The organism is Pseudomonas sp. AN-1 (assembly GCF_034057115.1).
Taxonomy (GTDB): domain Bacteria; phylum Pseudomonadota; class Gammaproteobacteria; order Pseudomonadales; family Pseudomonadaceae; genus Geopseudomonas.
In genome coordinates, this window is sequence record NZ_CP139195.1 from 2,422,893 (window position 1) to 2,441,085 (window position 18,193).

Below are 18,193 nucleotides of genomic sequence, written 5' to 3' on the forward strand. Positions count from 1 at the left end.
CGTTCCCACGCGGGAGCGTGGGAACGATCAGCCCCCTGGCACGGCTCATCTGCCCGCCCTCAGCCCTTGCAGATGATCTGCGAGGCATGCACGTTGCGGTGGGTCAGTTGTTCCAGGCTCCAGGGCGCTTCCTCCGCCTCGCGGCGGGCGTCGAGGATCATGCCGTGGTGCGCCGACTTGCTGCACACCGGGTCGGCGTTGTCGGCGTCGCCGGTGAGCAGGAACGCCTGGCAGCGGCAGCCGCCGAAGTCGCGGTCCTTCTCGTCGCAGGAGCGGCACGGCTCGGGCATCCAGTCGTCGCCGCGGTAGCGGTTGAAGCCGAAGGAGTCGTACCAGATGTGCTTGAGGCTGTGCTCGGTGACCTTGGGGAACTGCACCGGCAGCATCCGCGCGCTGTGGCAGGGCAGCGCGGTGCCGTCCGGGGTGATGTCGAGGAACAGGCTGCCCCAGCCGTTCATGCACGCCTTGGGGCGCTCCTCGTAGTAGTCGGGGGTGACGAAGATCAGCTTGCACGGGTGGCCCTGCGCCGCCAGCCTGTCGCGCCACTCGTTGGTGATGCGCTCGGCGCGCTCCAGCTGGGCGCGGGTCGGCAACAGCCCGGCGCGGTTGAGCTCGGCCCAGCCGTAGAACTGGCAGGTGGCCAGCTCGACGAAGTCGGCCTCCAGCTCGATGCACAGCTCGATGATCCGCTCGATGTTGTCGATGTTGTGCCGGTGGGTGACGAAGTTGAGCACCATCGGGTAGCCGTGCTTCTTCACCGCGCGGGCCATCTCCAGCTTGTGGGCGAAGGCCTTCTGCGAGCCGGCCAGCAGGTTGTTCACCTCCTCGTCGGCGGCCTGGAAGCTGATCTGGATATGGTCGAGGCCGGCCTCGGCGAACTCGGCGATGCGCGCCTCGGTCAGGCCGATCCCCGAGGTGATCAGGTTGGTGTAGTAGCCCAGTTCGCGCGCGGCACGAATCAGCTCGGCGAGATCCTGGCGCACCAGCGGCTCGCCGCCGGAGAAGCCGAGCTGGGCGGCGCCCAGCTCTCTGGCCTGGCGGAACACCTCGATCCACTGCTCGGTGCTCAGCTCCTCCTTGTGCTGGGCGAAGTCCAGCGGGTTGGAGCAGTACGGGCACTGCAGCGGGCAGCGGTAGGTCAGCTCGGCCAGCAGCCACAGCGGCGGGCCGGGCACGTGCCCCGGCTTAGCGAAGCTCGATCCAGAACCGTTCACGGGCCACCTCCAGGAATGCCAGGATGTCCTCGTCGATGCCCGGCACCTCCGGGAAGCGCGCGCAGAGGTCATCGATGATGGCAGCGACGCTGCGCACGCCGTCGACCTCGGCGAGGATCGCCCCGGCGCTGTCGTTGAGCTTGATCATGCCCTCGGGATAGAGCAGCACGTGGCAGCCCTGCGCCGGCTCCCACTGGAAGCGGAAGCCGCGGCGCAGCGCCGGAATCTTGAGCTGGATGTCGTCGCTCATGGGCGAACCTCCGTAGGGTGCGCCATGCGCACCGGAAACAGCGGAGTGGTGATGGTGCGCACAGCGCGCCCTACGCGAAGCGCGTCGTCCGCTGGGGGCGCCGTGCGTACCAGGGGCTTGCGGCTCACAGCGCGATCCCCCGGTGCCAGACCCGCTCGGCGGTCACCGTGTGGTACGGCGGGCGCTCCAGCTCGTAGGCCATGCTCATGGCGTCGAGCATGCTCCACAGCACGTCGAGCTTGAACTGCAGGATCTCCAGCATGCGCTGCTGGGCCTGCCAGGTGGTGTAGTGCGCCAGGGTGATGCGCAGGCCGTGCTCGACGTCGCGGCGCGCTTCCTTGAGGCGCTTGCGGAAGTAGTCGTAGCCGGTCGGGTCGATCCACGGGTAGTGCGCCGGCCAGGCGTCCAGGCGCGACTGGTGGATGTGCGGGGCGAACAGCTCGGTCAGCGAGCTGCTGGCCGCTTCCTGCCAGGACGCGCGGCGGGCGAAGTTGACGTAGGCGTCCACCGCGAAGCGCACCCCGGGCAGCACCAGTTCCTGGGACAGCAGTTGCGCGCGATCCAGGCCGACCGCCTCGCCGAGGCGCAGCCAGGCCTCGATGCCGCCCTCCTCGCCCGGCGCGCCGTCGTGGTCGACGATGCGCTGGATCCACTCGCGGCGGGTGTCGCGGTCCGGGCAGTTGGCCATGATCGCCGCGTCCTTCACCGGGATGCACACCTGGTAGTAGAAGCGGTTGGCCACCCAGCCCTGGATCTGCTCGCGCGTGGCGCGGCCCTCGTACATGGCGACGTGGAACGGGTGGTGGATGTGGTAGTAGGCGCCCTTGGCGCGCAGCGCCTGCTCGAATTCGGCGGGGCTCATGGCAGTCTGGGTCATCACGGCTCCTCGGGTGGCCACGCCTGCTGGCGCGGCTCGTTGTTGTTCTTGGCGTGCGGTGCGCATGGCGCACCCTACTGGGCGGTACGGCTGGCGTAGGGTGCGCCATGCGCACCATCAGCCGTGGCTTACAACGCGATCTGCATGCCGTCCCAGGCGACCTCGACGCCGCGCGCCTTCAGCTCGGCGCGCTCGGGCGACTCCTCGTCGAGGATCGGGTTGGTGTTGTTGATGTGGATGAGCACCTTGCGCTGACGCGGCAGGCGCTCGAGCACCTCGAGCATGCCGCCGGCGCCGCTCTGCGGCAGGTGGCCCATCTCGCTGCCCAGCTTGGTGCCGCAGCCGGCGTGGATCATCTCGTCGTCACGCCACAGGGTGCCGTCGACCAGCAGGCAGTCGGCGCGGTCCATCCACTCCAGCAGCGCACCGTCCACCTGGCCGAGGCCGGGGGCGTAGAACAGCTTGCCGCCGGTGCGGGTGTCCTCGACCAAGAGGCCGAGGTTGTCGCCCGGATGCGGGTCGTTGCGGTGCGGCGAATAGGGCGGCGCCGCGCTGCGCAGCGGGATCGGCGTGAAGCGCAGCGCCGGGCAGGCCTCGACGGTGAAGCCGCGGTCCAGCTCGATGCGCCGCCAGCTCAGGCCGCCGTGCCAGTGGCTGAGCATGTTGAACAGCGGGAAACCGCTGGTCAGGTCCTGGTGGACCATCTCGCTGCACCACACCTCGTGCGGGCAGCCCTCGCGCAGGGTGAGCAGGCCGGTGGTGTGGTCGATCTGGCTGTCCAGCAGGATCAGCGCGCGGATCGCGGTGTCGCGCACCGCGCGCGCCGGCTGCAGGGCCGGGAAGGATTCGATCTGCGCGCGGATGTCGGGCGAGGCGTTGCAGACGATCCAGTTGACCCCGTCATCGGACAGGGCGATGGAAGACTGGGTGCGCGGCGTGGCGCTCAGGGTGCCTTCGCGCAGGCCGCGGCAGTTGCGGCAGTTGCAGTTCCACTGGGGAAAGCCGCCGCCGGCGGCGGAACCGAGAATGCGGATATGCATGGGGGAGTCCCCGGACGGGAAGCCCCGGACGGGCCGGGGCTGTGTGGATCAACGGTTGGCGAAGTACATGGTCACTTCGAAGCCAATACGCAGATCGGTGAAGGCGGGCTTGGTCCACATGGCGCAGTCCTCTTGTTGTCGAAACCGGTGAATTCCGGCAAGACAGTTATGCGCCCTTCTGCAGGCGCGCCAAATGGTACTTTGGAAGGAGTTTCGGCGATCCTTGGTAGTCCTGCCGGCGGACCGACCGGCGGGCATAAAAAAACGCGGCCGAAGCCGCGCTCGATGAAAGGTTGCCTGGAGCCATGGGAAACCCCTTGGCAACCGCGCCCGGGGAGCGCATCGACAAGCAACACAGCAAGGGATGGCGCGTCGGGGCAACGCGCCCGTGGAGAACCCCGCAGACCGGAGGGCGGGGCTGCCGTCCCGCCCTCCGGCAGTGCTCAGAAGAAGCCCAGCGGCTTGATGTCGTAGCTGACCAGCAGGTTCTTGGTCTGCTGGTAGTGGTCGAGCATCATCTTGTGGGTCTCACGGCCCACGCCGGACTTCTTGTAGCCACCGAAGGCGGCGTGCGCCGGGTACAGGTGGTAGCAGTTGGTCCACACGCGGCCGGCCTTGATGCCGCGGCCCATGCGGTAGGCGCGGTTGATGTCGCGGGTCCACACGCCGGCGCCCAGGCCGAACTCGGTGTCGTTGGCGATCGCCAGCGCCTCGGCCTCGTCCTTGAAGGTGGTCACGCCGACCACCGGGCCGAAGATCTCCTCCTGGAACACGCGCATGTCGTTGGTGCCCTTGATCAGGGTCGGCTGCACGTAGTAGCCGCTGGCCAGGCTGCCTTCGAGCTTCTCGGCGGCGCCGCCGGTGAGGATCTCGGCACCTTCCTCGCGGGCGATGTCCATGTAGGAGAGGATCTTCTCGAACTGCTGGTTGGACGCCTGGGCGCCGACCATGGTCTCGGTGTCCAGCGGGTTGCCGCGCTTGATCTGCTTGACCTTCTTCATGACCTCGGCCATGAACTCGTCGTAGATCGACTCTTGGATCAGCGCGCGCGACGGGCAGGTGCACACCTCGCCCTGGTTGAAGAACGCCAGCACCAGGCCCTCGGCGGCCTTCTCGATGAACTCCGGCTCGGCGCGCATGATGTCTTCGAAGAAGATGTTCGGCGACTTGCCGCCCAGCTCGACGGTGCTGGGGATGATGTTCTCGGCGGCGCACTTGAGGATGTGCGAGCCAACCGGGGTGGAGCCGGTGAAGGCGATCTTGGCGATGCGCTTGCTGGTGGCCAGCGCCTCGCCGGCCTCGCGGCCGAAGCCCTGGACGATGTTCAGCACGCCCGGCGGCAGCAGGTCGGCGATGATCTCGGCCAGCACCATGATCGACAGCGGGGTCTGCTCGGCCGGTTTCAGCACGATGCAGTTGCCGGCGGCCAGCGCCGGGGCCAGCTTCCAGGCCGCCATCAGCAGCGGGAAGTTCCACGGGATGATCTGGCCGACCACGCCCAGCGGCTCGTGGAAGTGGTAGGCGGCGGTGGTGTCGTTGATCTCGGCGGCGGCGCCTTCCTGGGCGCGGATGCAGCCGGCGAAGTAGCGGAAGTGGTCGGCGGACAGCGGTACGTCGGCGTTGAGGGTCTCGCGCACGGCCTTGCCGTTGTCCCAGGTCTCGGCGACGGCGAGCACTTCCAGGTTCTGCTCGATGCGGTCGGCGATCTTCAGCAGGATGTTGGCGCGGTCCTGCACCGAGGTGCGGCCCCAGGCGTCGGCGGCGGCGTGGGCGGCGTCCAGCGCCAGCTCGATGTCTTCGGCGGTGGAGCGCGGGAATTCGGCGATGGCCTCGCCGGTGACCGGCGTGGTGTTGGTGAAGTACTGGCCCTTCACCGGAGCCACGAACTCACCATTGATGAAGTTGCCGTAACGCGGCTTGAAGGAAACGACGGCGCCAGCGGTACCCGGTTGTGCGTAGATCATGCTCATGGCCTCTCTTTTATTGTTGCGGTCCGATCTGGTTCTGCGCGGACTGTGCGTTGATGGTGGCAGTCCGCACGCGGCGCAGGTATGCGCCGATGGAAGGCAGAAGCTCGTTATTTGGTAGTAACGGCCGCAAGAAAGGTTGCATGCGCGCCGGCAAAGCGCAAGGTGCCGCGCAGACGCCTTGCGCCGCCCGTCACGCCGCGGCGTGCTGGCGCTGGCGCGCCGGCTCGGGCGCCGCTGCGGCCTCCGGCCGGTAGCCCAGGCGCAGCCCGCCCCAGTGGCGGCCGTGGACGAGGATCGGCACCGACAGGTCGTGCATCAGCTCGCCGGTGTCGCGGGTGTAGGTCTGCATCAGCAGCGGCTGCTGGTGGCTGCCGCAGCGGATGCCGGTACGGTCGGTGAAGATGCGCTTGCTGCGGCTGTGCGCCATGTCCGCCTGCAGGTCGCCGGTGAGCGGCTGGCTGAACGCCAGGTTGTGGGTCGGCACGTAGCCGTCCGGCGTGCAGGCGATGGCGAACACCACGCCCTCGTGGCGCCCCAGCAGCGGCTCCTGGATGGCCGGCAGCACCTCGTCGGTGAAACGGTCGAAGCGGCTGGCGAACTTCTGCGGATGGGTGCCGGGCACCGGCCGGTAGTGGCGGTCGAACAGGTCGTCGAGGCTGATCCGTCCGGCCTTGATCGCCGCCTCGAACTGCCGGGTGATCGCCTGCGCGCCCTCGCGGGCCAGGTCGTAGACGCGCTGGTGGTAGTCGTCGAGGGCCACCGCGGCGAGCTGCTCGCTGATGTGCTCGGTCAGCTCCTCCAGCTTCATCGCCTCGCCCTCCAGGCGGCGGGTCTGCTCGTCGCTGACCGCCAGGTCGCTGCGCATCTGGTCGACCGCGGCGAACAGGCTGCCGAGCTGGCGCCGGTTGTCGTCGGAGCCGACGGCGATCTCGCTGATCTGCCGTTCGACATCCACCGACAGCGCGGCGATGCTCTCCAGGTGCTGGCCGGCGCGCTCCACCTCGTTGACCCCGGTGACCAGCTCGGCGGACAGACTGCGGATCTGCTCGACCACCTCGCGGGTACGGCGCTGGATCTCGCCGATCATCTGTCCCACCTCGGCGGTCGCCGTCGCGGTACGCCCGGCCAGGCTGCGCACCTCGCCGGCCACCACGGCGAAGCCGCGGCCGTGCTCGCCGGCGCGCGCCGCCTCGATGGCCGCGTTGAGCGCCAGCAGGTTGGTCTGGCTGGCGATCTCCTCGATCACCCCGGTGACCCGCTGGATATCCGCGCTGCGCCGGTTCAGCTCCTCGATCAGCTCGCGGCTGGCGCCGGCCTGCTGGCGCAGCTGCTGCATGCGGCCGATGGTGTCGACCAGCACGCGGCGGCCGGCATCGCTGCTCTGCCGCGCCTCGATGGCGGCCTCCACCGCCTGCTTGCTGAGCGCCGAGGTCTGCGCCTCGGTGGCGATCATCACCTCGGCGCTGCCGACGATCTGCGCCGCGGCGGTGACCTGCGACTCGACCCGCTCGGCCAGCTGCTGCGCCGAGTAGGCGACGCCGGCGGCCGACAGGGCGTTGTGACTGATCGAGCGGGACAGGCCGCGGGCCAGTTGGTCGACATCGACACCGGCCGTGCTGCCCCCCCGCGAGCTTCGGCGCACGAGCAGCGCCACGGCGGGCAGCGCCGCCAGCAGCAGGGCCAGGCACAGCCAGAACGGCAGCCAGCCCTGCGCCTGGGCGAGCAGCAACAGGGCCGCCACGCCGCCCGGCAACAGGCGTTCGGCGAGCGTGCGGAAACGGATGGATGTCATGGGGGCTCCTCGCTGGAGGCGCCGGCGCCGGCAGGCAGGGCGGCCTGTGGCCATCCGCTACTGCCGCCGGGCTTGCCGGCCTTGTTCTTGTTGGAAGCACGGCAGACCGTCGGGGAACATGGCGGCGGTCGCCTTGCGCGGGACATCGCCTGTATATCGGCCGCCGCACCGCAAACTTGAGCGACCGGCAGACGCGACGAGGCCGGCAAGTCGCCGGCCTCGTGCACTGCTACAGCGGACGGATCAGCGCTTGGCGACCGCCGCCACTTCCTTGGGCAGCTTGAAGGTCCACACCATGCCGCCCTGGTTGAAGTCCTTGATGCGCTTGGCCACCTCGCCGCCCCACAGCGGCACGGCGCCGCCCCAGCCGGACAGCACGGAGACGTACTGCTCGCCGTCCATCTCCCAGGTGATCGGCGAGCCGATCACGCCCGAGCCGGTGTTGAACTCGTAGAGCTTCTTGCCGGTCTTGGCGTCGAAGGCCATCAGGAAGCCTTCCGGGTTGCCGGTGAACACCAGGTTGCCCTTGGTGGCCAGCACGCCGCCCCACAGCGGCGCGTAGTTCTTGTAGCGCCAGACTTCCTTGCCGGTCTTCGGGTCGATGGCGCGCAGCACGCCGATGTAGTCCTCGTTGAGCGGGTGGATGGTGAAGCCGGCGCCGAGGTAGGCCGCGCCCTTCTTGTAGGCGGTGCCCTCGTTCCAGATGTCCATGCTCCACTCGTTGGACGGCACGTAGAACAGCCCGGTGTCCTGGCTGTAGGCCATCGGCATCCAGTTCTTGCCGCCGAGGAAGGACGGCGCCACGGTGACGGTCTTGCCCTGCGCACCGGCGTCGCCCGGCGAGCCCGGACGGTTGGCGTCGTCGTAGATCGGCCGGCCGTTCTTGTCCAGGCCCTTGGCCCAGGTGATCTTGTCGACGAACGGGAAGCCGCGGATGAACTTGCCGTTGGTGCGGTCGAGCACGTAGAAGAAGCCGTTGCGGTCGGCGGTGGCCGCCGCCTTCACGGTCTTGCCGCCGTCCTGGTAGTTGAACGACACCAGCTCGTTGACGCCGTCGAAGTCCCAGCCGTCGTGCGGGGTGGTCTGGAAGTGCCACTTGATGGTGCCGTCGTCCGGGTTCAGCGCCAGGCGCGAGGACGAGTAGAGGTTGTCGCCGGGGCGCAGGTGCGAGTTCCACGGCGCCGGGTTGCCGGTGCCGAACAGCAGCTGGTTGGTTTCCGGGTCGTAGTAGCCGCCCAGCCACGGCGCCGCGCCGCCGGTCTTCCACAGGTCGCCCGGCCAGGACTTGCCGGCCTCGCCGCCGGTGATGCCGTTCTCGACCTTCTTGCCGTCCTTCCAGACGTAGCCCATGTGGCCTTCCACGGTCGGACGGGTCCACAGCAGCTCGCCGTTCTTCGGGTTGTAGGCCTCGATCTTGCCGACCACGCCGAACTCGCCACCGGACACGCCGGTGATCAGCTTGCCATTGACCACCAGCGGTGCGGCGGTGATCGAGTAGCCGGCCTTGTAGTCGGCCACGGTCTTCTTCCAGACCACCTTGCCGGTGTCCTTGTTGAGGGCGACCAGCTTGGCGTCGAGGGTGCCGAAGATCACCAGGTCGCCGTACAGGGCGACACCGCGGTTGATCACGTCGCAGCACGGCATGATGCCGTCGGGCAGGCGGGCGTCGTACTGCCAGAGTTCCTTGCCGGTGCGCGCGTCGACGGCGAACACCCGCGAGTAGGAGGCGGTCATGTACATCACGCCATCCTTGACCAGCGGCTGGGCCTGCTGGCCGCGCTGCTTCTCGCCACCGAAGGAGAACGCCCACACCGGACGCAGCTGGGTGACGTTGTCGGCGTTGAGGGTGTTCAGGGTGCTGTAGCGCTGGCCCTGCAGGCCGAGACCGTTGGTGACGACCTCGCCGGGGGTCTGCGCATCCTTGAGGATGTCGTCGTCGGTGACGGCCCAGGCGGACAGGCCGGACAGCGCCAGCGCAAGGCCCAGCGTGGTCCTGGCAAAGGAATGGGTGAGACCGGAGTGCTTCATTGCGGCTACCTCTGCGGGTTCATTGTTATGTGCCGGGAATTTTTCCCGGTCTGTAGCGAATTCTTCGCCGCAGGGGGTGGCGCAACAATTGATCGCGGGGAGCAAAGACATGCTTCCTTGGTAGCAATACCCGCCCGCAAGCCGCGCGCGGCGCGGGTTCGGAGCGGGCTCTCAGAGTGGCCAGACCCACAGCAGCATGGGCACCCCCACCGCCAGCACGACCAGCTCCAGCGCCAGTCCCAGGCGCCAGAAGTCGCCGAAGCGCAGCCCGCCGGGGCCGAGGATCAGGGTGTTGTTCTGGTGGCCGATGGGGGTGAGGAAGGCGCAGGAGGCGCCCACCGCGATGGCCATCAGGAAGGCGTCGGCGTTGACTCCGAGCTGCGCCGCGCTGCTCAGGGCGATCGGGCTCATCACCGCGGCGGTGGCGGCGTTGTTCATCAGGTCGGAGAGGAACATGGTCACCACCAGCAGCAGCACCAGCGCCAGCAGCGCCTCGCCACGCGCCAGGTGCTCGAGCAGGAAACGGGCGATGACGCCGGCCGCGCCGGTGGAGAACATGGCGTCGGCCACCGGCAGCATGGCGCCGAGCAGCACGATCACCGGCCAGTCGATCGCCGTGTACAGGGCGCGCGGCGGCACCAGATTGGTCAGCGCGAAGGCCAGCGCGCCGCCGGCTAAGGCCACCGCCGCCGGCAGCACGCCGAAGGCCGCCAGCGCCACCGCCGCCAGCATCAGCACCCCGGCGAGCAGCGCCTGGCCCGGCCTCGGCACGCGGATGTCGCGCGGCGCCAGCGGCAGGCAGCCGAACAGCCCGGCGAAGCCGGCCAGCGCCTCCTCGCCGCCCTGCAGCAGCAGCATGTCGCCGGCGCTCAGCGGCGTCGAGCGCAGGCGACGGATCACCCGCAGGCCCTGGCGCGAGATCGCCAGCAGGTTGATGCCGTAGCGGCTGCGCAGCTCCAGATCCCTGGCCGAGCGGCGGATCAGGCTGGAGCCCGGCATCACCACCAGCTCGCGGATCACCAGCTCCTCGCTGCCGGCCCGGCTCCTCGGCGCCGCATCCGCGACCTCCCCACCCGGCTCCGGCGCCTGCCCCGCGCCGGGTGCCTGGTCCGCCGCCGCGGCCGGCAGATCGCCACCATCCTCTGCGGGCAGCGGCTCCGGGGCCGGCGGCGGCACGTCCTCCACCAGCTTGGCGCCCAGGCTGGCCAGCGCCGGGGACAGCGACTCCGGCTCGACCTCGATGATCAGGATGTCGCCGGCCTGCAGGCGCCGGCGCGGTGCCGGCGAGGCGATGCGCACGTCGTGGCGGACCAGGCCGACGATCTGCGCGTCGCAGTCGTCGAGCAGTTGCTCGACCTCGCGCAGCATCTTGTCGGCCGCCTTGCCGCCCTCCTCGATGCGCACCTCGCTGAGATAGCTGTCGCTCTCGAAGTGCGCGGTGCCGGCCGGGCGCTGCGCCGGTACCCAGCGCCAGCCGAGCAGACCGACGAACAGCACGCCGAGCAGCGCCACCGCCAGCCCCACCGGGGTGAAGTCGAACATGGCGTAGCCGCCCAGGCCGCTGGAGGCACGGTAGCCGGAGACGATCAGGTTGGGGGGCGTGCCGATCAGGGTGGTCATGCCGCCGAGGATCGAGGCGAACGACAGCGGCATCAGCACCTGGCCCGGCGCCAGCTGGTGCTTCGCCGCCAGCTGCAGGGCGATCGGCATCAGCAGGGCCAGGGCGCCGACGTTGTTCATGAACCCCGACAGCAGCGCGGCCAGCCCCAGCAGCGCCAGCAGGCTGCTGGTCGGCCCGCCGCTGCCGGGCAGCAGGCGCTGCGCGAGGATGTCCACCGCACCGCTCTGCTGCAGGCCCTGGCCGAGCACCAGCACGCAGGCGACGGTGATCACCGCCGGATGGCCGAAGCCGGCGAAGGCCTCCTCGGCCGGCACCAGGCCGAGCAGCACGCAGGCCAGCAGCGCGGCCAGCGCCACCAGGTCGTGCCGCCAGCGGCCCCAGAGGAACAGCGCCAGGGTGACCAGCAGCACCGCGACTATCGCCATCTGGGAGCCCGTCATGCCCACCGCCTCGCCCGGTCCGACTGAGTTGAACCCTAGCCAGCGGCGGGCCGGGCGACAAGCCCGGTCCCGGAAACGCAACGCCCCGCACGCAGGCGGGGCGCAGGACCGGCGGCAGGGCGCGCCGGCGACCGGACGGAGCGGGCGGTCAGGCGTTCCTGGCGTGCCGGGCCGGGTCGAACGGCATCGGCCAGTTGAGCAGCTGGCTCGCCTTGGCCAGCTGGCTGCTGGCCGCCGGCAGTACATCGATGCCGTGCTCGCCGCGGATGATCTCCTGGATCAGATGATGCGCCTGGTCCACCAGTTCGGCGATGGCGATGCGCTCCTGGGCGCGCCACTCCAGCTCCATCTGCAGCATCCGGCCATCCGGGGCTTCGCGCTGCTCGCTATCGCAATGGCCACAGCACTCAGGCTGGCCGTCCGGGGTCCCACTGGTCTTGCAGTTCATCAAAATCCCTCTATGTCGTCGCTCGGTCTCGAGCTCACTCGCCCGTACAGTTTCCTCCGACGCCAGGGGCCTGCCCCGGCACTGTTTAACATTTATGAAATCGACCGCTGCCCCGGACATTGATCCAGAGCAATGCCAGGCGTTCCAGCCGGGAAGTGGGCCGGATGGCGCGCGGATCGGGCGGTTCCGGCGCCCCTACTGCCCCGCATCCACCCGCCGGAACACCTGCGCCTCGTACCTGGGGTAGAGGTGGCTGACCGTGCGGATCAGCTCGAAGCGGGTCAGGCTGATGGCGGCGAAACGCTCGGGGATCGGCGCCTGCATCGCCTCGTTCATGTCCAGGCCGGCGACCGCCGCCTCGCGCAGCAGACCGTCGAGCCAGCCGAGGTAGTCGCGCATCTGCACGAAGGGCTCGCGCCCCGTGGCGACCGGGCCGTGGCCGGGCACCAGCAGCTTGTAGGGCAGCTTCTCCAGCTCCGCCAGGTCGCCCAGCCAGACCTCCAGCCCCGGCGTCTGCGGGGTGGTCAGGGCGCGCTGGTAGAACACCAGGTCGGCGGCGAACAGCACGCCGGTGGTCTGGTCGAACACCGCCAGGTCGGCGCCGGTGTGGCCGCTGAAGGCCAGCAGCTGCAGGCGGTGGCCGCCGATCTCGCGCACGCCGGGCTCCAGCGTCTCGCCGGGCAGCAGCACCTCGGTGCCGCGCATCCAGTCGCCGAGCAGGCGGTACATGTTGTCGGCGAAGGCGCCACCCTGCTCGGCCAGCAGCTCGCGGGTCTTCGCCAGGCTGGCGATGGGCACATCGCTGAAGGCCTGGTTGCCGAACACGTGGTCGGGATGGTGGTGGGTGTTGATCACCAGGGCGATCGGCCGGTCGGTGACCCGGCCGATGGCGGCGCGCAGCGCCTCGCCGTAGCGCTTCGAGATGCCGGTGTCGATCAGCACCACCCCGGCCTCGGTGACGATGAACGCCACGTTGACGATGTTGCCGCCGTTGGCCATCTCGAAGTTGCCGGTGCTGCCTTCCAGCAGCCAGGTGTCCGCGGCGATCTGCCGGGGCTCGAGGTCGTAGGCCAGCTCGGCCGCCATCAGCGGCAGGCTGAGGAAGATCGCCACGAGCAAGGTAACCAAACGCATGCTGCCTCCTTTGCAATGTGATCGGTGCGCACGGCGCACCCTACCCACGCCGACGCGCATTCGCGCGCCCTGAACCGTGGGGTGCGCCACGCGCACCTGGCTGGACACTCAGAACGCCGCCTCGAACTCGTTGCCGTTGTTGTCGCGCAGCCACAGCTGCTGGTCGGCGTCCTGGCCGTCCAGCTGCAGGGTCAGGGTCGGGTTCTCGCTGACCGAGGGGTGCAGCTCCAGGCTGGCCAGCACCGCGCCGCCCGCGCCACGCAGCTCGGCGCGCTCGACGAAGAACTCGGGGATGCCGCCGGACAGGCCGTTGTCCATCGGGTGGGCGATGCGCAGGCGCAGGCGGCTGCCGTCGCCCTGCGGGAAGCGGGCGCCGAAGATCTCGCCGAGGTGTTCCTCCCAGCCGGCCTGGGCGCGCACCGCGCTGGGCGCGGTGCAGCCGCCGCCGGCGGCGTCGACGCGGGTCGAGCCGACGTGCCAGGTGCCGTCGCGGGTCAGCACCGCGGCGCGGATCGGCGTGGCCTGCTCGACGCGGATGTTGAGGGCGATGCGCGGCGCCACCGGCCCGCTGGGGAAGAAGGTGAAGATGTGCGGGATCGGGTTGAGCTCGGCCCAGGCGACGATGCGCACCACCTCGCTGCCCAGCGCCGAGGCGTCGATGCTGATCGGCACCTGGCGCGAATCCTCGGCGAACGGTGGCGCGCTGAGGCGCACCCGCTCGTCGAACTCGTAGGGCGCCTCGCCGAGGAAGCGCGTCTGGTGGAAGCTCCACATCGGCGACTGCAGCGGATCGGACTCCGCCGCCCACAGCGGATTGCTCAGCAACAGCCAGCCCAGCGCCAGCCCCATGCTCCGGATGGTCATTCCCTGCCTCCTTCCCGTGTAGGGTGCGCCATGCGCACCGATAGCGCTCCTGCGCCTGCAACCCGGGACGCGGAGCGTCCCGGCAGACGCTCCCACGCCGGAGCGTGGGAGCGATCAGGCGCGGGAGCGACGCTCACTCGCCGTGGGTCTGCGCCTGCACCTCGCCCTCGTACAGCTCGGGCACCTCGTAGCGCAGGCCGTAGCGCGCGTAGACCTTTGCCAGCTCGCCGGAGCCGATCAGCTCCACCAGGGCGCCCTCCAGGGCATAGGCCAGCTGGCGGTTGCTCTCGTGCACCGCCATGCCGATGTCCCACTGCTGGCGGCCCATCTCCGGATAGGCGTTGTCGGCGGCCTTGAGCTGCGAATCCCCGGCTTCGTGGAGCAGCCAGTCGATCTCGCCGCGCATGGCCATCACCGCATCCACCTTGCCCTCGCGCATGGCGGCGAAGGCCAGCGGCGGGCTCGGATAGTGGCGGGTGTTGCCGCTCATGCGCCCGCCGAACACCGAGCTCATGTAGAACGACGGCACGCTCTCCAGCTCGACGCCGATGGGGTGGTAGCCGAACACCGCGACGCTGGGCACTTCCTTGAGGCGGCGGGTGTCGTGGGCGACCTGCCAGCGCTCGCGCTGGTAGGGGCCGAACATCACCACCAGCTCGTTGACCAGCTCGCCCAGCTCGTTGCGCTTGAACGCGTAGTTGCGGTCGTAGGGCACCCGCAGCATGACGTCGGCGAGTTCGTCGGGGCGCAGGTAGTGGCCCTTCCAGACGAAGTTGCGCAGGTCGTCGTCGAGCTTCTCGCCTGGCGTGATCCACATCAGCTCCAGGCGCAGCTCCTGGCTGTCGGCGAGCTTCTGCGCCAGCTCGACGTCGACGCCGCGCGCCTGGCCGTCCTGCTGGTAGCTGTAGGGAGGGAAGTTCTCGTATACCGCCACCTTGAGCACTCCCGAGGCGACGATGTCGTCGAACGGCCGGACCTGCGCCTGCGCGCCCTGGGCGAGCAGCAGCAGGCTGGCGAACAGCAGGGCGAGCAGGCGCATGGCGGCTTACTCCGTGATGGCGACGCTTTCCAGGTAGCTGCGGATGGCCCACAGGGCTTCCTGGCTGAGGAAGTCGGCCATCTTCGGCATGTACACGCGACCGTCGCGCACCGCGCCGTTGATCACCCGCTCCTTGAACCACTCGTCGCCCTCGATGCCGGCATCCAGCATGCGCAGGTCGGGGGCGATGCCGCCGGAGATGGCATCCAGGCCGTGGCAGCGCGCGCAGTTCTGGGTATAGGCGGACTTGCCGATTTCCACGGCATGGGCATTGTTCTCGTAGGGCGCGCGATAGGGGTTCTCGTCACGCCACTCGCTACCCAGCTGCTCCAGGCCGGCGGTGTTGACGGCCTGCGGCGTCACGTCGCCATGGGCCAGGACCTGGGTGGCGGCGCCGAGGGCCAGGGTAGCCAGAAGGGCCGGCAGGAATTTCTTGTTGTTCATGGCGATACCTCGTTTCGATGCGGTGCAAGGCGGTGCATTCCAGGACGCGGAATGCGTTGATCGCATCTTAGGGAGACGACGGCCAGAGCCAGTATTCTGCTTTGGTGCCCGCGCCCTACTCCCTTGGTATGAGACCTTGGAAGCAGTACCTGGGGCCCTTCGGAGCAGACCCTTGGTAGCAGAACAAGTCGTTGTTTCAAAAGGGATTTTTTCCCGAAGACAGCGGGAAGTCTTCCCTATCCGGCACATCGTCCGGGGGCCACTATCGGGGTGAGCGGCTGCCCCGCGCAGCCTTCCACCACCGACCAGGGATACCGCCCCCATGACAACAAGAGAGATCCTGCCCTCCGCTCCGCGCCCGCTGAGCCGCACCATCCACTGCCTGGTGCTGGCCGCCGGCCTCGGCCTCGGCCTGCCGGCGCTGGCCAAGACGGTCAGCTGGGAAGACATCGCCAACGACCACGTCACCACCGCCGACGTGCTGCAGTACGGCATGGGCACCAGCGCCCAGCGCTACAGCCCGCTGGCGCAGATCAACACCGACAACGTGTTCAAGCTGACCCCGGCCTGGTCCTACTCCTTCGGCGACGAGAAGCAGCGCGGCCAGGAATCCCAGGCCATCGTCCACGACGGGGTGATCTACGTCACCGGCTCCTACTCGCGGGTGTTCGCCATCGACGCCAAGACCGGCAAGCGCCTGTGGACCTACAGCCACCGCCTGCCCGACGACATCCGCCCGTGCTGCGACGTGGTCAACCGCGGCGCCGCCATCTACGGCGACAAGATCTACTTCGGCACCCTCGATGCCGCCGTGGTCGCGCTGAACAAGGACACCGGCAAGGTGGTGTGGAAGAAGAAGTTCGGCGACCACGGCGCCGGCTACACCATGACCGGCGCGCCGACCATCGTGAAGGACCAGAAGACCGGCAAGGTGCTGCTGATCCACGGCAGCTCCGGCGACGAGTTCGGCGTGGTCGGCCAGCTGTTCGCCCGCGACCCGGACACCGGCGAGGAAGTGTGGATGCGCCCGTTCGTCGAGGGCCACATGGGCCGTCTGAACGGCAAGGAGAGCACCCCGACCGGCGACGTCAAGGCGCCGTCCTGGCCGGACGATCCCAAGTCGCCGACCGGCAAGAAGGAAGCCTGGAGCCACGGCGGCGGCGCGCCCTGGCAGAGCGCCAGCTTCGACCCGGCGACCAACACCATCATCATCGGCGCCGGCAACCCGGCGCCGTGGAACGGCTGGGCGCGCACCAGCGAGGGCGGCGATCCCAAGGACTACGACAGCCTGTACACCTCCGGCCAGGTCGGCGTCGACCCGAGCACCGGCGAGGTGAAGTGGTTCTACCAGCACACCCCCAACGACGCCTGGGACTTCTCCGGCAACAACGAGCTGGTGCTGTTCGACTACAAGGACAAGGACGGCAAGACCGTCAAGGCCACCGCCCACGCCGACCGCAACGGCTTCTTCTACGTGGTCGACCGCGCCAACGGCAAGCTGCAGAACGCCTTCCCGTTCGTCGACGGCATCACCTGGGCCAGCCACATCGACCTCAAGACCGGCCGCCCGGTGGAGAACGAAGGCCAGCGCCCGGCCAAGCCCGAGCCGGGCGAGAAGCACGGCAAGGCGGTGGAGGTGTCGCCGCCGTTCCTCGGCGGCAAGAACTGGAACCCGATGGCCTACAGCCAGGACACCGGGCTGTTCTACGTGCCGGCCAACCACTGGAAGGAGGACTACTGGACCGAGGAGGTCGCCTACAAGAAGGGCTCCGCCTACCTCGGCCAGGGCTTCCGCATCAAGCGCATGTACGACGACCACGTCGGCATCCTGCGCGCGATGAACCCGACCACCGGCAAGGTGGCCTGGGAGCACAAGGAGAAGCTGCCGCTGTGGGCCGGCGTGCTGGCCACCAAGGGCAACCTGGTGTTCACCGGCACCGGCGACGGCTTCCTGAAGGCCTTCGACGCCAAGACCGGCAAGGAGCTGTGGCAGTTCAACGTCGGCACCGGGATCATCTCGCCGCCGATCACCTGGGAGCAGGACGGCGAGCAGTACATCGGCGTGACCGCCGGCTACGGCGGCGCGGTGCCGCTGTGGGGCGGCGACATGGCCGAGCTGACCAAGCCGGTCGCCCAGGGCGGCTCGTTCTGGGTGTTCAAGCTGCCGAGCTGGGACGCCAAGACCGCCAAGCGCTGAGGAGCTGGCAGGAAAAACCGGGCGTCTCTCCGCCGCCCGGCTTCTGGCGGGGGCGCCCGGTGCGTCCCCGTCCTTTTTCCGCTCACCGCCCGTAGGGTGCGCCGTGCGCACCTCCCCTCTTCATGGTGCGCACGGCGCACCCTACAGGAATGCTGCCATGAGCCCACTTCTGCTTCTGCCGCTCGCCCTGCTGTCCCTCGCCAGCCATGCCCACGCCGACGACGAGGGCGCCACCGTGATCAACGGCTGCCGCCTGGAGGCGGAAAGCCGCTGCCCCGGCGCCGACCTGCGCGGCGCCGACCTGCGTCATCTGGACCTGCGCCGGATCGACCTGTCCGGCGCCGACCTGAGCGGCGCCGACCTGCGCCATGCCCGGCTCGACCTGGCCAACCTGGAGAAGGCCCGGCTGCACAAGGCCGACCTGACCCGCGCCAGCCTGCAGCAGGCCAACCTGCGCCTGGCCGACTTCTCCGGCGCACGGCTGGTGGCGATCAACGGCTGGGCAGCGCACGGCCAGGCCGCACGCTTCACCGGCGCCGACCTGACCGGCGCCAACCTGGAATTCGCCCGCCTGTCCGCGGCGCGCCTGCACGACGCCAACCTGACGGCCGCCAACCTGGAGATGGCCTGGCTGAGCAAGGCCGACTTCAAGGGCGCCACGCTGCGCGACGCCAACCTGCAGGAAGCCAAGATCAACGACGCCAACCTGGAGGCCGTCGACCTCGCCGGCGCCCGGCGCCACTACGCCACCTTCCAGGGCACCAACATGGAAGGCTGCAGGGAGTGCCCGCTGGATTGGGAACGCTGAGAGAGGTGTAGGGTCGGCAACTCTGAT

16 protein-coding genes are annotated in these 18,193 nt (G+C 69.3%); 2 read left to right on the plus strand and 14 right to left on the minus strand.

Annotated elements, in window-relative coordinates:
• Window positions 1-59 precede the first annotated feature (59 nt).
• From pqqE to pedF, 14 genes are all read right to left on the minus strand, one after another.
• Window positions 60-1,214, minus strand: a complete 1,155-nt coding sequence (gene pqqE, locus SK095_RS11305) for a pyrroloquinoline quinone biosynthesis protein PqqE (protein WP_136491775.1) — start codon at window positions 1,212-1,214, stop codon at window positions 60-62.
• Complete coding sequence (gene pqqD / locus SK095_RS11310) at window positions 1,186-1,464, minus strand: pyrroloquinoline quinone biosynthesis peptide chaperone PqqD (protein WP_136491774.1); 279 nt, start codon at window positions 1,462-1,464, stop codon at window positions 1,186-1,188. The genes pqqE and pqqD overlap by 29 nt, the downstream gene beginning before the upstream one ends.
• Window positions 1,465-1,588: 124 nt before the next feature.
• Window positions 1,589-2,341 (minus strand): pyrroloquinoline-quinone synthase PqqC, encoded by a 753-nt coding sequence (gene pqqC, locus SK095_RS11315; protein WP_090214703.1) that lies wholly within the window; start codon window positions 2,339-2,341, stop codon window positions 1,589-1,591.
• Between the two features lie 128 nt (window positions 2,342-2,469).
• Window positions 2,470-3,381 carry a pyrroloquinoline quinone biosynthesis protein PqqB gene (pqqB, locus tag SK095_RS11320; protein ID WP_136491773.1) on the minus strand — a complete coding sequence of 304 codons (912 nt, stop codon included), beginning with the start codon at window positions 3,379-3,381 and terminating at the stop codon, window positions 2,470-2,472.
• 48 nt (window positions 3,382-3,429) lie between these two features.
• Window positions 3,430-3,501 carry a pyrroloquinoline quinone precursor peptide PqqA gene (gene pqqA, locus SK095_RS11325; RefSeq protein WP_003253598.1) on the minus strand — a complete coding sequence of 24 codons (72 nt, stop codon included), beginning with the start codon at window positions 3,499-3,501 and terminating at the stop codon, window positions 3,430-3,432.
• A 323-nt stretch (window positions 3,502-3,824) separates the two neighbouring features.
• Window positions 3,825-5,345 carry an aldehyde dehydrogenase family protein gene (locus tag SK095_RS11330; protein ID WP_320548890.1) on the minus strand — a complete coding sequence of 507 codons (1,521 nt, stop codon included), beginning with the start codon at window positions 5,343-5,345 and terminating at the stop codon, window positions 3,825-3,827.
• Window positions 5,346-5,541: 196 nt separating this feature from the next.
• On the minus strand, window positions 5,542-7,197 hold the full coding sequence (locus SK095_RS11335) for a methyl-accepting chemotaxis protein (RefSeq protein WP_414153847.1): 1,656 nt from the start codon (window positions 7,195-7,197) through the stop codon (window positions 5,542-5,544).
• A 189-nt stretch (window positions 7,198-7,386) separates the two neighbouring features.
• Complete coding sequence (locus SK095_RS11340; protein ID WP_136489597.1) at window positions 7,387-9,171, minus strand: PQQ-dependent methanol/ethanol family dehydrogenase; 1,785 nt, start codon at window positions 9,169-9,171, stop codon at window positions 7,387-7,389.
• 171 nt (window positions 9,172-9,342) lie between these two features.
• A complete protein-coding gene (locus SK095_RS11345) occupies window positions 9,343-11,232 on the minus strand; it encodes an SLC13 family permease (protein WP_320546363.1) in 1,890 nt (629 codons plus the stop codon).
• A gap of 148 nt (window positions 11,233-11,380) precedes the next feature.
• A complete protein-coding gene (locus tag SK095_RS11350; protein WP_320546364.1) occupies window positions 11,381-11,680 on the minus strand; it encodes a hypothetical protein in 300 nt (99 codons plus the stop codon).
• 195 nt (window positions 11,681-11,875) lie between these two features.
• Window positions 11,876-12,814 (minus strand): quinoprotein relay system zinc metallohydrolase 1, encoded by a 939-nt coding sequence (locus SK095_RS11355; RefSeq protein WP_320546365.1) that lies wholly within the window; start codon window positions 12,812-12,814, stop codon window positions 11,876-11,878.
• A 108-nt stretch (window positions 12,815-12,922) separates the two neighbouring features.
• Window positions 12,923-13,663 (minus strand): quinoprotein dehydrogenase-associated SoxYZ-like carrier, encoded by a 741-nt coding sequence (locus SK095_RS11360; protein ID WP_372239872.1) that lies wholly within the window; start codon window positions 13,661-13,663, stop codon window positions 12,923-12,925.
• 148 nt (window positions 13,664-13,811) lie between these two features.
• A complete protein-coding gene (locus SK095_RS11365) occupies window positions 13,812-14,717 on the minus strand; it encodes a substrate-binding periplasmic protein (RefSeq protein ID WP_320546366.1) in 906 nt (301 codons plus the stop codon).
• Window positions 14,718-14,723: 6 nt separating this feature from the next.
• On the minus strand, window positions 14,724-15,161 hold the full coding sequence (pedF, locus tag SK095_RS11370; RefSeq protein ID WP_136489603.1) for a cytochrome c-550 PedF: 438 nt from the start codon (window positions 15,159-15,161) through the stop codon (window positions 14,724-14,726).
• A gap of 322 nt (window positions 15,162-15,483) precedes the next feature.
• Between pedF and exaA the strand changes: the two genes are divergently transcribed.
• Both exaA and SK095_RS11380 read left to right on the plus strand, forming a co-directional pair.
• Complete coding sequence (gene exaA / locus SK095_RS11375; protein ID WP_320546367.1) at window positions 15,484-17,358, plus strand: quinoprotein ethanol dehydrogenase; 1,875 nt, start codon at window positions 15,484-15,486, stop codon at window positions 17,356-17,358.
• A 157-nt stretch (window positions 17,359-17,515) separates the two neighbouring features.
• Entirely contained in the window at window positions 17,516-18,166 is a 651-nt protein-coding gene (locus SK095_RS11380) for a pentapeptide repeat-containing protein (RefSeq protein WP_320546368.1), read from the plus strand.
• Window positions 18,167-18,193: the final 27 nt, after the last annotated feature.

What these genes read in the sequence shown, in the direction of transcription:
- SK095_RS11340 (WP_136489597.1), bottom strand. Translation starts at nt 9,171, where the DNA reads ATGAAGCACTCCGGTCTCACCCATTCCTTTGCCAGGACCACGCTGGGC.
- pqqB (WP_136491773.1), bottom strand. Translation starts at nt 3,381, where the DNA reads ATGCATATCCGCATTCTCGGTTCCGCCGCCGGCGGCGGCTTTCCCCAG.
- SK095_RS11350 (WP_320546364.1), bottom strand. Translation starts at nt 11,680, where the DNA reads ATGAACTGCAAGACCAGTGGGACCCCGGACGGCCAGCCTGAGTGCTGT.
- pqqC (WP_090214703.1), bottom strand. Translation starts at nt 2,341, where the DNA reads ATGACCCAGACTGCCATGAGCCCCGCCGAATTCGAGCAGGCGCTGCGC.
- SK095_RS11330 (WP_320548890.1), bottom strand. Translation starts at nt 5,345, where the DNA reads ATGATCTACGCACAACCGGGTACCGCTGGCGCCGTCGTTTCCTTCAAG.
- SK095_RS11360 (WP_372239872.1), bottom strand. Translation starts at nt 13,663, where the DNA reads ATGGGGCTGGCGCTGGGCTGGCTGTTGCTGAGCAATCCGCTGTGGGCG.
- exaA (WP_320546367.1), top strand. Translation starts at nt 15,484, where the DNA reads ATGACAACAAGAGAGATCCTGCCCTCCGCTCCGCGCCCGCTGAGCCGC.
- SK095_RS11335 (WP_414153847.1), bottom strand. Translation starts at nt 7,197, where the DNA reads ATGGCCACAGGCCGCCCTGCCTGCCGGCGCCGGCGCCTCCAGCGAGGA.
- pedF (WP_136489603.1), bottom strand. Translation starts at nt 15,161, where the DNA reads ATGAACAACAAGAAATTCCTGCCGGCCCTTCTGGCTACCCTGGCCCTC.
- SK095_RS11355 (WP_320546365.1), bottom strand. Translation starts at nt 12,814, where the DNA reads ATGCGTTTGGTTACCTTGCTCGTGGCGATCTTCCTCAGCCTGCCGCTG.
- SK095_RS11380 (WP_320546368.1), top strand. Translation starts at nt 17,516, where the DNA reads ATGAGCCCACTTCTGCTTCTGCCGCTCGCCCTGCTGTCCCTCGCCAGC.
- SK095_RS11365 (WP_320546366.1), bottom strand. Translation starts at nt 14,717, where the DNA reads ATGCGCCTGCTCGCCCTGCTGTTCGCCAGCCTGCTGCTGCTCGCCCAG.
- pqqD (WP_136491774.1), bottom strand. Translation starts at nt 1,464, where the DNA reads ATGAGCGACGACATCCAGCTCAAGATTCCGGCGCTGCGCCGCGGCTTC.
- SK095_RS11345 (WP_320546363.1), bottom strand. Translation starts at nt 11,232, where the DNA reads ATGACGGGCTCCCAGATGGCGATAGTCGCGGTGCTGCTGGTCACCCTG.